The organism is Paenibacillus sp. FSL R10-2736 (assembly GCF_038000245.1).
Classification (GTDB): domain Bacteria; phylum Bacillota; class Bacilli; order Paenibacillales; family Paenibacillaceae; genus Paenibacillus_AQ; species Paenibacillus_AQ phytohabitans.
This window is the reverse complement of the sequence record NZ_JBBOBN010000001.1, coordinates 6,101,850-6,115,521: the sequence shown is the minus strand read 5'-3', so window position 1 is coordinate 6,115,521 and position 13,672 is coordinate 6,101,850. Positions and strand designations below refer to the sequence as shown.

The following is a 13,672-nucleotide window of genomic DNA, read 5'->3' as shown; positions in this document are numbered from 1 at the left end:
GGCATGGAGAATATAGCAAGCTTTTTGAAAACAACCATATCGATTCTGATCACGCTGGCCATTATATCCTCCGGCCTGTTCCTGTGGGGGAAAACACAGCCTGTAGTTGAGCTTGCGAACAGCCAGGCAGCGGCACAGGCGAGGGCGTTGTCGGAGCAGCAATATTCCGCCTTCGACAATCAGCTGGTCAGCGGTTCGCAGATTCTTACGGCTTATCGCCGCTATGAGTCACAACCGGGCTTCTGCCTTTATGTTCAGAGACCTTATGTCTACGGGCAAGAGGCGTACAGGGAATTCAGTATGAATCCGAGTGATGAAGGCTCCTGCCGTAATTTTGATTATTCAAGCGGGGAATTCAAGGAAGGTATCAGTTATAGCAGTTGGACAGATGAGGATATTTCAAATGCATCCGGCCAAGTTTACGTCAGCCCCCAATCCAGGTACAGGGCTAAGCTGATCAAAGACAAGAACGAGCGGATTGCGGCTATTTATTTTCAGGCACAGTAGTGCTGTTGGACTGACAGTATATAGAAGAAACCTTTCAATATAATGCGAGGAGGAGAACTTCATGGAAAATATTTCGACGGGCCTAAAATGGGTCATCGGCATTATCGTTACCATTCTAATCATCGCCGCAGGTGTAAGTATTTACCTGATCATTAACAACTATTTCATCCGCGCCCAGGAGCAGACGCTGGCTCAGACCCAGATGATTAATCAGGCAGAATTTAACAGCTACGACAACAAGGATGTATCCGGCCAAGATGTAATCAATGCGGCGATGCGGTATAAGGGGCGTCCGCAGTTTGCGATTAAGATACAGACCGGGGAAAATACTGCAGGGTTTTATGCGGAGAATACATATGGAAAAAACTATACTCAGCCTACTGATACATCTAATCCGGTTGTTGATTTAACGAAAACTGAATCGAGCGATACAAAAATCAGCGTTTCAGAAATGCTGGATCAGACCAAAATACCTAGCTATAGCGGTCCTAATCATTTAGTAAATACGCTATCCGTCTTTAAAGCTGTTGTTTACAGGGACAGTAATCAGGAAGTGCGTTTAATTGTGTTTACGCAGAAATAAATATTCAGGAAGGAGTTATTGAAGATGGAGAATATTTCAACGGGTCTGAAATGGGTTATCGGTATTATTGTTACCATCTTAATTGTTGCTGCAGGGGTAAGTATTTATCTAATTATTAACAATTACTTTATCCGTGCCCAGGAGCAGACACTGGCCCAGACCCAAATGATTAATCAGGCGGAATTCAATATGTATGATAACAAGGATGTGTCCGGTCAGGATGTGATTAATGCTGCTATGCGGTATAAGGGAAGACCTCAATTTTCCATTCTGATTAAGACAGGCGTCAATAAGAAAGGTTTCTATGCCCGGAATACATACACAACTTATTATGTGCCAGCGAAAGCGGCTGTCGAAGGAACAGCGGCTACAGAGCTTAATCTTTCAGATATAAACGATGATGCTGACAATTATTCCGTATCCCAAATGCTCGATCAAAGTGTAAATGCGGCTAATAATGATAACTGCAATATTAATACGCTCTCTATCTTTAGAGCCACGTTACATAGGGATAAAAATGATGAGGTCCGGATTATTGAATTTAATCAAGACCCGGAGAAGTAATGAGAACCGCCACCCAATTCCTGCTAACCCTATTCGCCTGGATCATGTTCGTAATTGGCGGCTTTACGTTTCTGCGCCTGGAAGCTGACAGCACTGTTCAGGCCAGTCGGCCGGAGCCGCCTACAGTTGCATTAGCCCCCTATACAGGGACCGGTGATTTGAAGAAAGTCTCAGGAGAGCAGCTGATCGGTATGATTCCTCAGGCACTCGAAGGGGATTACATTTTAGTGATAGACGGCATTGTATTTAATGAAGAAACAGACCTTGATGCAGTGGATCTGCGGGGTGTGCCTGGTGTTGCTTATGAGCTAAGGGTTACGCGGACTAATGAGATGGTTACGGAAATCTCTGCTGCCCGCTGAGAAAGGAGGAGCCGCATGGCAGATGCGCTAAAAGGTGTAATTATCGTGATTCTGCTGGCATTTGTGTTTGGAGTCTACCCGGCCTTCCGCCAATCAGAGGTAGTAGAGAAGAATACGAAGCTTGCAGCGAATGCGGCTATGGTGGAGTTCGTAGATACGGTTCGTGCCAAAGGGTATGTGGATGTCGGAGATTATGAGAGGTTTCTTCATACGCTGGATGCTTCATATGCAGTATTCGATGTTCAAATGGAATATTACAAAAAGAACCTGGAGCCTCTATACACCAATCCTGATGATTATTCGACCTTTCAGAACAGCTTCAGTGTCAGGTATGACGGATATTTTAATAAGGATATATTGGGAGTCCTGTATCCTGGATCAGCAGCTTCGCTTGCTGCAGATGCCCCCGGCAGAAGGTTCACCATGCATGTTGGTGATCTGTTCAATGTCCGGCTGGAATCTGCAGGGACGACACTGGCTTCGCGGATGCGGTCGATGTTATTCCATAGTGAGCTGATTCCGCTCAATTTGAAGTACGGGGGAATGGTGCGAAGTGAAGCCCCTTAGTGTAGTGCTTGTTTTTCTGATTATAGTAATACCGCTAGTGCTTATTAATGATACTAGAGAAGACCTCCGGGTCTTTAATGAAGACCAGTACAAACGTTATTCCGATGATTTTCAGGCCGCAGTGGATGATGCCGGAGACTATCTGTCCCGGCTGGAAATGCAGCCGACGATAACAGCAGTCCATTATGGCCGGGAACGCCAGCTGAAGCTGGATCAGGATGTGCTGAGTGTGTTTTACAGTAACCTGGCGATGAAATTCGGACTGGAGAATAATAGGGCTGAATTGAACAATCTGAAAATGCATATGCCAGCCCTTGTGATGTTCGGTTATAGCGGTTATACACTGGTGACGCTCGATGATACAGCCAGTAATGGGGGAGAAAAGGAGCTTAAGCCTGTCAGCTGGCCGGAGCGGCCTTACTATTACAAGCTTCGTAATGGTAATTTGCTCTACTTCACTTTGGACGATAATGCCCGGATATACGATACTGGGGCCAATAAATTCTATGAGGGAGATTATGGAGAGCTGGCTGCAGAGACGAGTCTCACGCCTATCAACTCACTTGAGCTATTCCGTGAGATCCGCCAGAGCACGATCACTTCACTGGTCGAACAGGATCTGGCCACGGCCATTAACAGGCACCTGGAGCTGGTGAAGCGGATGGGCTTGTCCATCCAGTTCACACTCCCGCGCGGTCTTCAGGAGCAGTCAATTCAGGATGTGGGAATTATGGCCTTTATACAAGGCTATCCGCTTCCCGGCGGGGAACTGCTGGATGCTTATTCCCTCGGCAGCGGCGCGGTCATGCGGCGCAAGGTGCTGATTGGAACCCGGAATGCAGCAGGCCGGCGTACGGCCTACGGTGAAAGCTGCTTGCCTGCCGGAGCGAAGGTGATTGAGAGCCTGTTCGATCCCGAGGAGGCTGCGAGGAAAGGGTATTTTGTGGAGGATTGTGCTTATCCGTATTAACTATGAGAGGACGTGTGTTTTTTGAATATTTATATGAAGAATCTCAATAAAAAGACAGGCCTATTTTTCTTGTTATTTATTTTGGGGCTAGCATCTTCATTCAATCCTGATGCCGGAGCGGCAACTGTTGCGTTTACCGATGTTCCCGCTGCTCATTGGGCGAAATCAGGAATTGATACCGCAGTAAATAAAGGTTATGCGGAGGGGTATCCAGGAGGACTATTTATGCCTGATGCCAGTGTAACCCGGGCTGAATTTATTAAAATGATCGTGACCGCAACCGGACAGCCAGTAGAAGCGTCTGAAGGCAAATGGTACGAAAGTTATGTGGGAGCTGCGGAACAGGCAGGCTTATATGCCACTGGGGATTTTGCTAATTCGGAGGTGGAATGGAACCGGGAGATTACCCGCCAGGAAATGGCGCGCATTGCTGCCCGGGCCGCTGGGTTAGATACAGAGATAGACGACAGATGGATGTATATGACTGACAAAATGAATAATATAGACTATAAGTGGATGTATCTGGCTGCCAAAACGGGCCTGATATCCGGACTAGGTGCAGGCAAGCTTGGAGAAAAGGAACATACGACGAGAGCGCAAGCTGTTGCTGCGGTTGAACGCGTATTAACTGTACTAAGTGGCGGCAAGCTCAAAACAGATAAGTATGCCATCAGCAGCGCAGAATTAGCTTGGCATAAGACGAATGTTTTCACGATGATGCCGGAGTACTTTGACTATGATGGAAGTTGGTCTCCATTTGGGGGGCGTGAAGGTCAATGGAGGGAAGATAAGCTGACGCTAAATTCTAAGGATGGAAAATATTCTGCTACCCTGCACGAACTGGTTGCGATTGATCTGGAGGATCCAAATGATCCCAACCTGAAAAATGTTCCTCCGCTGAACACACTCAAATGGAGTTTTGGAGAATACAATAATCCTGGATTTCCTGTTTCAAACTATAAAAAAGCATATCTCGTCTATTGGAAATCAACGGTTAAGAATGATGATCCGGATCATTATAGTTCCTATGACTTCGCTAGGGTTAATATAGATGGGATAGGGGATTCACATAAGCCCGGAAGAGATAAAGGAATTTTAACTATACCTGCATCGGTACATGTAAAAGAATACGGGGATTCTCCTTATTACATTATTCCTAAAGTCGGGAAAGAGCAGTTGTGGTCATCTGTTTCTATAAGTATGCAGACATCTGTTAGATCTAATTACTATTTTGTACAAGAAGTTCTTCTATCAGTATCTCCTCATGGTGATTAACAGGGAAGAGGGGTTTTGATGAAAGGGATTAAGGCTATAGGTGTATTGGGATTATTAGTTGTTATAACATTGATAGCCTTCACCGCCTCAACAGGAAAGGCTGCCGAAGTAGAGGAACACATCTGGAAGACAGTTGATCTCATCAATAATTATAATACAAACGGAAATGCTGCAATTGAAGATTCTGATGCAATATTTTACCGTTATACAGGACTAAAAACAAAGCCGTTGGGGCTCGATGCAGGACAAGGAAATACAATCACCAAAATCGAGTTCAAGCGGGATGGCGAGGTTGTGCGGACAGTCCAAGTGAACAGCAGGACATATAATGAAGCAGTGCAATTCTCTGGAGAGCCTGTTGTATTTGAGTCTGAGGATAATACTGCCCATGGAGGCTGGTTTGCCTGGCAGCTGGGTAGTGACAGTGTGCATTGGACTGAAGGGCTTGGAGGAGATTACGACAGTATTACTAGTTTGGGGACTCCTCCCAAACGATCCGGAACGAGTCCCCCTGCGGATGCATATCCGAATGTATTGGTTCAGCAGACCGTCAAATATGATCGTAACATAGCTTTTAAAAACATCCAGTATCCCAATATATATAGTACAGCTTACTTGGATAACACACCCTCTGTTCTAGATATTCTGAACCCGGATAGTCAAATGGATCAGAATGTGAAGATAAGGATGGGGGTAATAGAAGCATCTGATGAGGACAAAGGGCAGCCTGACGATTCAATTAATATTATAAAATATCTCCCTTATTATACTATCGAGGCAGGTCAGCCAGATGCCGGGCAAATAAGTTTAGGTAAAGCTACTATTACTTTTACCCAGCGCCATGATAATGAAACGTACTATCGAAAGCTGGCAGCGGGAAATGCCGCAATGTTATATTACTATTCTAATTTTAAGTATAGCTTTAAAACCTATAGCTACCGGTATCCGAATGAATATGTCGTATATATTAAAGGGACGGCTTCACCCTCCCCGACACCAGGACCAACACCAGGAAACTCGGCGGTAGAATGCACTGAACCTGTTCCAGACCAGACCATCTCCGGTGAGTTTCTGGATCCGGGTGTGGCTGCTGAGATCCGGGCGGATCAGCGCGGGAACGAGCAGTTCGATGTGCTTCAGGGGATTCCAAGCTCTGAAAGCTTGTATGGTCATGCTTCTGCCAAGAGTTATCTTTATCAGAATAAGTTTGTAGAGATGAAAGGCACCTGTACATATAACATTAAAATTAATAAGACATATACCCTGAAATGGGACCCCACTAAACCGGCACCTACTGGAGGAGGGAGTGTTCCGGATCCCAAGAGCGAACCGAAGCCGGTGGTATACCCATATAGTATTAGCCGTCCTTATTCATATTGGACTGTAAATACTCTTGAAATATATGCACTTACCAGATCGCTATTAATGAATGATGCGCTCCCCGGAGGACAACTCACGATTGAGCCAAGCGGATACACAGCTCCAGAATTCTCTACCGAGATTAAGGGCAAATTTTTGCCTCCGCAAGCTCCGGCTTCAATCACGATTCCCTCCAGTGATGTGCAGGGAGGAACAACCAAGCCGGAGCCTCCCGATGAATTGGAAGCTTTCCGATCTAAAGCCGAGGAGGCTGCTAAGAAAATTCAAGTTCAAAATGACAGCTTTGTTTTCATTGGACAGACTATCATGAATGGAAGTGAAGTGACGGAGACAGGCCAAGCTCCGGGGACTATTCCGAATCCACAACTTGTTGGTGATAACGTGCTGTACAGTCCTGGAAATATGATTGACCCCACACATTTGAACGCATCGCATCTTTCCAGCTCCGGAGAGATTACATATGCTCCGATGAACGGGAATATTAATGGCAGTTCAGGGGTGAAGTCGTATCCGATCAATGGTATTAACTCCGTAACCGTACACACACCAGTCGTCAACTATTCGCTTCTCCCGGATGATAACCGTCCTTACGACCAGAGGATGGATCCGGATTACGACCGGACGGTGCTGATTCTGGACCGGCCCTTTACTGTTCATTTCACAGAGAGCGGGCAGCACCTGAACATTCCCGGCTACGGCAATCGGGATTATGGCAAGTACACGCAGAACAAACGCATCCAGTTTCCGTTCGATGTGTTCCAAGAGGGGCAGTATTACCCGGAAAACACCTGGATCAATATCCCTGTCGGTACACCGTACATGAACTTTACCATGCCGACTTGGGTTAACGAAGGGAACTATACCATTCATACACAGTCCTGGGCAATCAATGCACCGTCAGACGGGGCGGAGTTGTGTCAGGTAAATCTGAACGGAAATCTGGCAAATTACTGCGCAGCGGAGAGCTTTAATGTCGGGGTGGTCGGCAGGCTGTTCGATTTTCGGATCTGGGATATCGGGGATTTCCGGTTTGAAAAAGTATTCCGCACGGGAACGGGCAACCTTGACCATAGCAGCGCAATGTATTATACGGGTGGCAATGATGAGAATGGTGCACCAACGGCTTTAAGCGGACAAAGACAGTGGCATCTCCCTATCCGCAAAGGTTCACATCCCACGGAGCAATTGACGGTTCCGCATAACGGCTATTCGTTTCTGTTCGATTTCCGGACCATCGGGAATCTGTGGCAGCCGGGAGAGGGAATCCGGATTGAGCCAAGCTTCTATTTTATTCCGAAGACTGGAGGAAGTGCAGCGCCCGTTGATCTGTATTATGACGTCTCAGGTTCGGGCAATAAGATGATCGGCGTCGGCTCATCGAAGGACAAGTTGAGCTATACCCGCACCTACCGCTTGGCCGATGGCCTGCGGAATATATCAGGCGGTGAGTTATCCACGGCGGCCAGCTATGAGTATAACTATATCCTCACGGAGGCGGAGCGGGGACAAACTAATTGGCTGAAGTTCTACGAGAAGTATATAAAGCGTAAAACCGAGATTTCCGAAGGCTATAAGCTGGAAATTCTGCCTTATACATCGCGTACCTTAGTCGGTCCTACGAATATTCCGAATGGAGTAAACCCCATTGCCGCAGTACGCAGCGTGCAGCACTGGTACGGGGAGTACAACCTGCCGATAGCTCCTTACATCCTGCCCAAGGGGACTAACATTGTGACTTTGGCGAATCATTATGGAGGCGCACTGGACGGCCATGAACAGGAGTTCATTACCGGCGGATATATCCTTGTGAAGTTCGAAATTTATACGCTTAAAAATAGTGATGCCGGCACCCGCATTCTGGGCTACAAAGCGCCTGAAGCCAATATGTGGGCGATTGAAGGCCAGATGACTGCAGACACAGATGAAATGGGGCAGACCTTTTCCTTTACCTCGGGAGATATAATCCTGTTCGAATCGGATTTCTCGGTGCGGAATGACTATCAGGGGCAGGGGAAATGAAGATAATTTAAATTAAGGTAAAAAGTTCTTTTAAAGGAATAAAATATAAAATAATTTACGCGTTTATCCGATAAATAAATTAAGTGAAACCTGAGTTATACTAATGAACTTGAAATTCCTTCAAATTAATAATTGTGTTTTTCAAGTTCATTTTTATATAAAAATATGATTTATAAGGAGCGATTTATAATGGCAGACAAAGTAACAGTAAACTATGATGGTTTGAAAACACTTGCAGAGAATATTATAAAACAAAAAGGAGAATACGATAATTTAATGAAAAAAATTACGACTACAGCTACGACGTTGAACAGTATCTGGGAGGATACTGCCGCAAGAGAGTTTGCGGAAAAGGTGAAAGGAATGGATAAAACTTTTACTGCATTTGGCCAAGCTCTTGAGAATATTGGAATTCATATGAGAAATGTTTCAAACAGTTATGAAACTCTTTCTAAAGAAATTAAAGCTGCTCAGAACAAAAGTTTCTAAATAATTTTCTTTATCCAAATAAACAGCAAGAGTCCCACTACATAAGAATGCAATCAGCTATGCAGCATACTGCATAGCTGATTTTATTAGAAACTAGCAGGGGGAAGCCATGGCGACGACGAAACTATTGTTCAATGTCGATGAAGTAGAGCGCCTGCGGACGAAGATTGGACTGGTCAGCCAGGACACAAACCGCCTGCATCTGCAGTTCAAGGGAAAAGCCTCGGACTGGGGCGGCATCCCGCTGGGGCAGGAGCTGCTAAAGGCTCAAGTGCTCATCAAGGAATTAACCAGTGAAGCTGAGAAGCTAGAGGATCTGATACGCAGTGCCGTCCAGGGATTTCAGAGTGTTCAAGCCGAGAATAAGCGGCAGGCAAGTCAGCTCAGCCAGCAGCTGGGTGTACTGGCAGGGTTATTCGGAAGCGCAGGCAGCCGTGGGTCATTCGGTCCACTTTCTATCCCCTTCCTGGCACAGAAGGCCGTGACCAGCCTGATTCGTACGTTAACGATCCTGAGTGCCCGGGATGAATGGAGCAGCGATCCGGTGGTGCAGAAGCTGCGGGGAATGATTCAGCAGTCAGGCCTGGTAAGCATCGATGGACTGGCCGCGGAGATGAAGCTGAAGGAAATCTACGAAGCACGGGAGCAGATTGGAAAGTCACAGATCGCCTACGAGGTGTACAAGAACTTTGGCAATCAGGCACAAATGGAGGCGGCCCATCAGCAGGCGGAGGAAGCGCGCAAGAAGCTGAAGTCGATGGGGATCAGCGAAGTCCAGTATCAGCCCGGGAAGGACCTCAGCGGATATTACAAGCAGTCCGCGATCAAAGCCTGTGACTACGATCCGAGCATTACAGACAAAAGCGTACCGCTGCTGGAGAAGGAAGAATATGCGCTTTTGCTGCGGATGGCGATGGAGCCGGGAATACAGGGGGAGTGGGCAAAGCAGCAGCTGGCCCTGATCCAACCGGAAGCAACGATAGGGCCGGTAGACCCGCGTAACAGCGTGTCAGAAGCGGATATCCTGAACCGGAACGATCCGGCGGTGATCGAGCGGCTGAAAGGAACGTACTGGGTTACTTTACCAGCTGAGGAACAGGACCGGATATATGAAGAACTCAAGGCGTATTACGAGAAGCTGGATAAGGAAGCAGCAGATCAAGACCGTTTGGCGAGAAGCGGAGTAGGGAATCAGACAGTGGCGAACATCCTAATGGGTGGAAGCAATATGATGGTCCAAGCCATTAACACGGCCACATTTGGACTCCCAAGGATGCTGGGGGACTGGATTGCAGGTCCAATGCCGGAAGGCTATGTGAACCCAATGGACGATCCGTATGGAAAAAAAGCGGGACAAATAGCCGGAACCTTCATTAGCATCGGCCTGCCCTGGAAGTTCTTGGGCGCAGTGAAGACACCAGGCGTGGTAGGTAAGTTCTCGCCCACCTTACTTAAATCGATGGTAGCCGGAGCGATCAGCGGAACCCTTGAAGAAACCATGGACGCGATCAACGATTACCGGGATGATGGGAAGCAAAGCGTGGGAGAGCGTTTGATCTCTGTAGGTGTGAACACGACGATTGCCGGAGCGGGTGATGCGTTATTCACCGCCGTGAGCAAAGGGCTGTCCAGTGTAAAGAAGCTCGTGAACGGGTCTATTCGTGAAGTGGAGTTTAAAGAGGTGGATGGCACCGCCAAGGGCAAGGCGGGGATCGATGAGAAGGCGAAGGAGCTTGAGGAGGTTCGGAGTGGGGGGACGGGTGAAGGTGGTTCTGTCAACAGAGCTTTTAGAGAAGCGACCGAGCAAGAGGAGAAATTAATTGATGATGTTAGGAAAAGATTTAATGCAGGAAAAAGCAAAAATGTCGCTGTAACTAAGGGTGAAATAAATGGTGAACCAATTAATTTGGAATCAATGAGTGGGTATGATCCGAAAAATCCGTACCACAAAGACAATTATCCTAAACCACCTGAAAATCATTATAAATATAGAGGGTCAGATAATAATGGAAGGTTGAATGATACAGAACAGAAAATGATAGAATATTTGAGAGAAAGATTCAAAAACAATCCTAATGTTGAAGGCAACATCGAGATTATTTCATATAAGACTATTTGTCGAAGTTGCAATGATATTGTTGATCAATTCCAAATGGATTTTCCGAATATCAAAATTACTAGAGTTCAAATCTTAGTTGAGTAAAATTTGGAGGGAATTTAGAATGGATTTTTTAAAAGACGGTGGTATCAGGAGTTTCTTGTCGACCTTAGAAGGAAATTTATATCCAATGAAATCTTGCAATGAAGATGATATTTTAAAATTGAAGGACCTAATTCCAACAAAAGAACTCCCCTTAACTTATTTAGAGTTTATGTATAGAGCAGGTAATGGGATTGAGTTTTTGACAGGTACAGATTATTCAATGAAGTATATATTAGAACTTAAGGAATGGGCAGTTGAACTTTTGGATGAAAATAATTTTCCGAAAAAATTAACAGACAATCAGTTTGTATTTATGATGCATCAAGGATATATGTTCTGGTATTTTAATTTGGATGAGGGTGATAATCCACCAGTGTATCTTTATGATGAAAGTCTTGATCTTACTGATTTCAAGAAAGTTAGTGATACGCTTTCAGAATTTTTAATTTCATTGTATGACTAATATTGGTCAGTGAAAACTTCTATAGCTCTTAGAAGCCAGCGAATCCTCGTCAATATTGGACGTATTCTCATTGGACTTAATTATTTTCGTTGTGGATAATTGAGGATGTTGAGCAAACTTGCAAAAAATAGACTTGTGTAAATAAAGGAGCGACGGTAGCCTTGGATACCACGGCATGAGACGGCGTACGCAAATAGGGAAAAACAACGCTGGCGTCAGGCTGGATTAGCGCAAGGCATTAACTGCAGCAGTCCCATGCACTGACACATGACAAAACACTCGATTGCTTGAATCGTTTGTTCAATCCGATGCTGATCCTGTTCATCTTATACGGTTTTGAGCGCGAAAACTCCAGTGACTTGCTTCATTTCCCGAAACGGGTTTAAAAGTCGGCCGTACGCGTCGTAAACAACTCTTTGAGTTTGTTTGCCTCCCCCTTTTTCGGCGGTCGGCACGTCCGGGCTTATTCGTTGCGGGGCGCTCGTAGGTCACCCCATCAGACTTGGTCTCGTCACGATATCCATCCGGGCTTCAGAACCGGAATGGCACGCCTGTAACTGCTTCAAGGCTGGAACCGACAAGAAGTACCGATTCAGAAGCGGCGGGGCTTGACCGAGGCCTTGTCGACTTTCAGGGGGACTCGTAAAGGACGATTGGTATTGAGCCTAACGGACACTACTGGTTTAATCTGGGGTATATTTGTCACAGCAAGGTATTCCTTCGGAATTGAATCAAGCTATGGAGAACGGAAATCCTTAGCGATAAGGGTTTCCTTTTTTTTGCAATATAATGCTACAATACCCGTAATGACAGCCTGCTAATACTTGCTTTGAATCGTGAATTCAGGGGAGTGTAGGTATGAATAGTGACCGGTATACCGATAAAAACCAAATGCCAACGGAAGACGAGCTGTATTCATCTCTTGGAAGTGAGGCGAAGGATGCCTGGGTTCAATTAATGAGCTTTGCAGAGGAGCATTACGACTATGTAGCCGAATGGAATTACGGCGGCAAGAATTACGGCTGGAACGTCAGGTACCGTAAAAGCGGGAAAACCCTATTTAACATGTTCCCGGAGAAAAAAGGATTTACCGTCCTACTTGTTCTTGGAAAAAAGGAGATTGAAGGGTATCAGGACAGATGTACAGAGTTCAACGACGCTTTCCGCTCCGTGTATGATTCTGCAGCCCAGTATCATGACGGGAAATGGTTATGGATAAGGGTCGAAGCTGCCGGACAGCTTGAGGATATCCAAAGGATGATTCTGATCAAGAGGAAAGCGAGAGTCCGCCGATGAACTGGACGGTTGAACGTATTCTGCATTTTGAAGAGCGGAGCACAATTATCGACGGATACTGTCATTTCGGTTTTCACGACGGGCAGGGGAACCGGTTCATACTGGATCATGATACACATTGGCTGGGGAAAATAAGCGGGAGCAGCAATGCGCTCAGCTGGACCGCCGGGAAGTCACCGGTGATGGCTGGAGTCCGGCATATCCATGTTGATCTGGCTAACCCCACTTATGTGACTACAATAGATTCAGATACGATCATGGTTGTAAGCAGCGGGAATAACAAGGTATTCCGGATAAATCACTTTACAGGCAGTTCGCAGCTATTGATCGCCGGAGAGGTATGGGGGCTGAAGGATATCGGCAACTGCGAGTATGACCCGGGCGGTTTCTTGTGGATTAATGAGGTGACCGGATGCAGAGTGCACAAGTTCGACCTTGAAGGCCAGCTGCTTACCACTTTTGGCAACGGTGTACCAGGGTTTGCGCAGGATAAGGCGGCAAAGGATGAAGTGCAGTTTAATTGGATTTTTGATCTGCGGCGCGGGCCTGATGGCAATATCTATGTTCTGGATAGCGGGAATTATTGCATACGGATGATTGATGTTAGATGTGATGTAGTTACACGGGTAGCGGGTACGGGGACAGGTGGCTATTCCGGAGATGGCGGCCCGGCATTAGAGGCAACCTTCGGAACTAATCCGGATGATCACCTCGATGGGCCCTGGTCTTTGGCGATTGATGAAGCAGGTAATCTATTCATTGGTGACACTCAAAATCATGTGGTTCGAATGGTCGAACGGGAAACGGGGCGGATAACCACGATTGCTGGCCGTACCCCAAGGGTCTCTTCCTACAATAATGATTCAGCTATATGTATAAATCCGCTTGATCTGCAGCTGCCCAAAATTTGTAGTCTTGACTATTATAACAACCGCTTGTTTATTCCCGAATGGGATGGAGAGTTAATTATTCTGGCAAGGCCTCGCTAACAGAG

13 protein-coding genes are annotated in these 13,672 nt (G+C 46.2%); all 13 read left to right on the top strand.

The annotated features are described in order from the left end of the window. The first annotated feature begins 3 nt into the window (after window positions 1–3). The 13 genes from NSQ73_RS26135 (at window position 4) to NSQ73_RS26075 (ending at window position 13,667) form a co-directional block, all read left to right on the top strand. Window positions 4–507, top strand: coding sequence for a hypothetical protein (locus NSQ73_RS26135; protein ID WP_340988775.1), 504 nt, complete (start codon window positions 4–6; stop codon window positions 505–507). Between the two features lie 61 nt (window positions 508–568). Then, window positions 569–1,090 (top strand): hypothetical protein, encoded by a 522-nt coding sequence (locus NSQ73_RS26130; protein ID WP_340988773.1) that lies wholly within the window; start codon window positions 569–571, stop codon window positions 1,088–1,090. A 24-nt stretch (window positions 1,091–1,114) separates the two neighbouring features. Next, entirely contained in the window at window positions 1,115–1,654 is a 540-nt protein-coding gene (locus NSQ73_RS26125) for a hypothetical protein (protein ID WP_340988772.1), read from the top strand. Beyond that, window positions 1,654–2,016 carry a hypothetical protein gene (locus NSQ73_RS26120; protein ID WP_340988771.1) on the top strand — a complete coding sequence of 121 codons (363 nt, stop codon included), beginning with the start codon at window positions 1,654–1,656 and terminating at the stop codon, window positions 2,014–2,016. Before NSQ73_RS26125 ends, NSQ73_RS26120 begins: the two co-directional genes overlap by 1 nt. 15 nt (window positions 2,017–2,031) lie before the next feature. Continuing rightward, complete coding sequence (locus tag NSQ73_RS26115; RefSeq protein ID WP_340988770.1) at window positions 2,032–2,583, top strand: hypothetical protein; 552 nt, start codon at window positions 2,032–2,034, stop codon at window positions 2,581–2,583. Continuing rightward, window positions 2,570–3,553, top strand: coding sequence for a hypothetical protein (locus NSQ73_RS26110; RefSeq protein ID WP_340988769.1), 984 nt, complete (start codon window positions 2,570–2,572; stop codon window positions 3,551–3,553). Before NSQ73_RS26115 ends, NSQ73_RS26110 begins: the two co-directional genes overlap by 14 nt. A 21-nt stretch (window positions 3,554–3,574) precedes the next feature. Beyond that, a complete protein-coding gene (locus tag NSQ73_RS26105) occupies window positions 3,575–4,828 on the top strand; it encodes an S-layer homology domain-containing protein (protein WP_340988768.1) in 1,254 nt (417 codons plus the stop codon). 18 nt (window positions 4,829–4,846) lie between these two features. Beyond that, the gene (locus NSQ73_RS26100; protein ID WP_340988766.1) at window positions 4,847–8,227 is read left to right on the top strand and encodes a DUF5704 domain-containing protein; all 3,381 of its coding nucleotides are present in this window, start codon (window positions 4,847–4,849) and stop codon (window positions 8,225–8,227) included. A gap of 189 nt (window positions 8,228–8,416) precedes the next feature. Continuing rightward, complete coding sequence (locus NSQ73_RS26095) at window positions 8,417–8,716, top strand: WXG100 family type VII secretion target (protein WP_042134296.1); 300 nt, start codon at window positions 8,417–8,419, stop codon at window positions 8,714–8,716. A gap of 109 nt (window positions 8,717–8,825) precedes the next feature. Continuing rightward, a complete protein-coding gene (locus tag NSQ73_RS26090; RefSeq protein ID WP_340988765.1) occupies window positions 8,826–10,919 on the top strand; it encodes a deaminase domain-containing protein in 2,094 nt (697 codons plus the stop codon). A gap of 19 nt (window positions 10,920–10,938) precedes the next feature. Further along, complete coding sequence (locus NSQ73_RS26085; RefSeq protein WP_340988763.1) at window positions 10,939–11,382, top strand: SMI1/KNR4 family protein; 444 nt, start codon at window positions 10,939–10,941, stop codon at window positions 11,380–11,382. An 858-nt stretch (window positions 11,383–12,240) separates the two neighbouring features. Next, window positions 12,241–12,678 carry a DUF3788 domain-containing protein gene (locus tag NSQ73_RS26080; RefSeq protein WP_340988761.1) on the top strand — a complete coding sequence of 146 codons (438 nt, stop codon included), beginning with the start codon at window positions 12,241–12,243 and terminating at the stop codon, window positions 12,676–12,678. After that, window positions 12,675–13,667, top strand: coding sequence for a hypothetical protein (locus tag NSQ73_RS26075; RefSeq protein ID WP_340988760.1), 993 nt, complete (start codon window positions 12,675–12,677; stop codon window positions 13,665–13,667). Before NSQ73_RS26080 ends, NSQ73_RS26075 begins: the two co-directional genes overlap by 4 nt. Window positions 13,668–13,672: the final 5 nt, after the last annotated feature.

What these genes read in the sequence shown, in the direction of transcription:
- NSQ73_RS26085 (WP_340988763.1), top strand. Translation starts at nt 10,939, where the DNA reads ATGGATTTTTTAAAAGACGGTGGTATCAGGAGTTTCTTGTCGACCTTA.
- NSQ73_RS26120 (WP_340988771.1), top strand. Translation starts at nt 1,654, where the DNA reads ATGAGAACCGCCACCCAATTCCTGCTAACCCTATTCGCCTGGATCATG.
- NSQ73_RS26075 (WP_340988760.1), top strand. Translation starts at nt 12,675, where the DNA reads ATGAACTGGACGGTTGAACGTATTCTGCATTTTGAAGAGCGGAGCACA.
- NSQ73_RS26090 (WP_340988765.1), top strand. Translation starts at nt 8,826, where the DNA reads ATGGCGACGACGAAACTATTGTTCAATGTCGATGAAGTAGAGCGCCTG.
- NSQ73_RS26130 (WP_340988773.1), top strand. Translation starts at nt 569, where the DNA reads ATGGAAAATATTTCGACGGGCCTAAAATGGGTCATCGGCATTATCGTT.
- NSQ73_RS26100 (WP_340988766.1), top strand. Translation starts at nt 4,847, where the DNA reads ATGAAAGGGATTAAGGCTATAGGTGTATTGGGATTATTAGTTGTTATA.
- NSQ73_RS26125 (WP_340988772.1), top strand. Translation starts at nt 1,115, where the DNA reads ATGGAGAATATTTCAACGGGTCTGAAATGGGTTATCGGTATTATTGTT.
- NSQ73_RS26095 (WP_042134296.1), top strand. Translation starts at nt 8,417, where the DNA reads ATGGCAGACAAAGTAACAGTAAACTATGATGGTTTGAAAACACTTGCA.
- NSQ73_RS26115 (WP_340988770.1), top strand. Translation starts at nt 2,032, where the DNA reads ATGGCAGATGCGCTAAAAGGTGTAATTATCGTGATTCTGCTGGCATTT.
- NSQ73_RS26135 (WP_340988775.1), top strand. Translation starts at nt 4, where the DNA reads ATGGAGAATATAGCAAGCTTTTTGAAAACAACCATATCGATTCTGATC.
- NSQ73_RS26080 (WP_340988761.1), top strand. Translation starts at nt 12,241, where the DNA reads ATGAATAGTGACCGGTATACCGATAAAAACCAAATGCCAACGGAAGAC.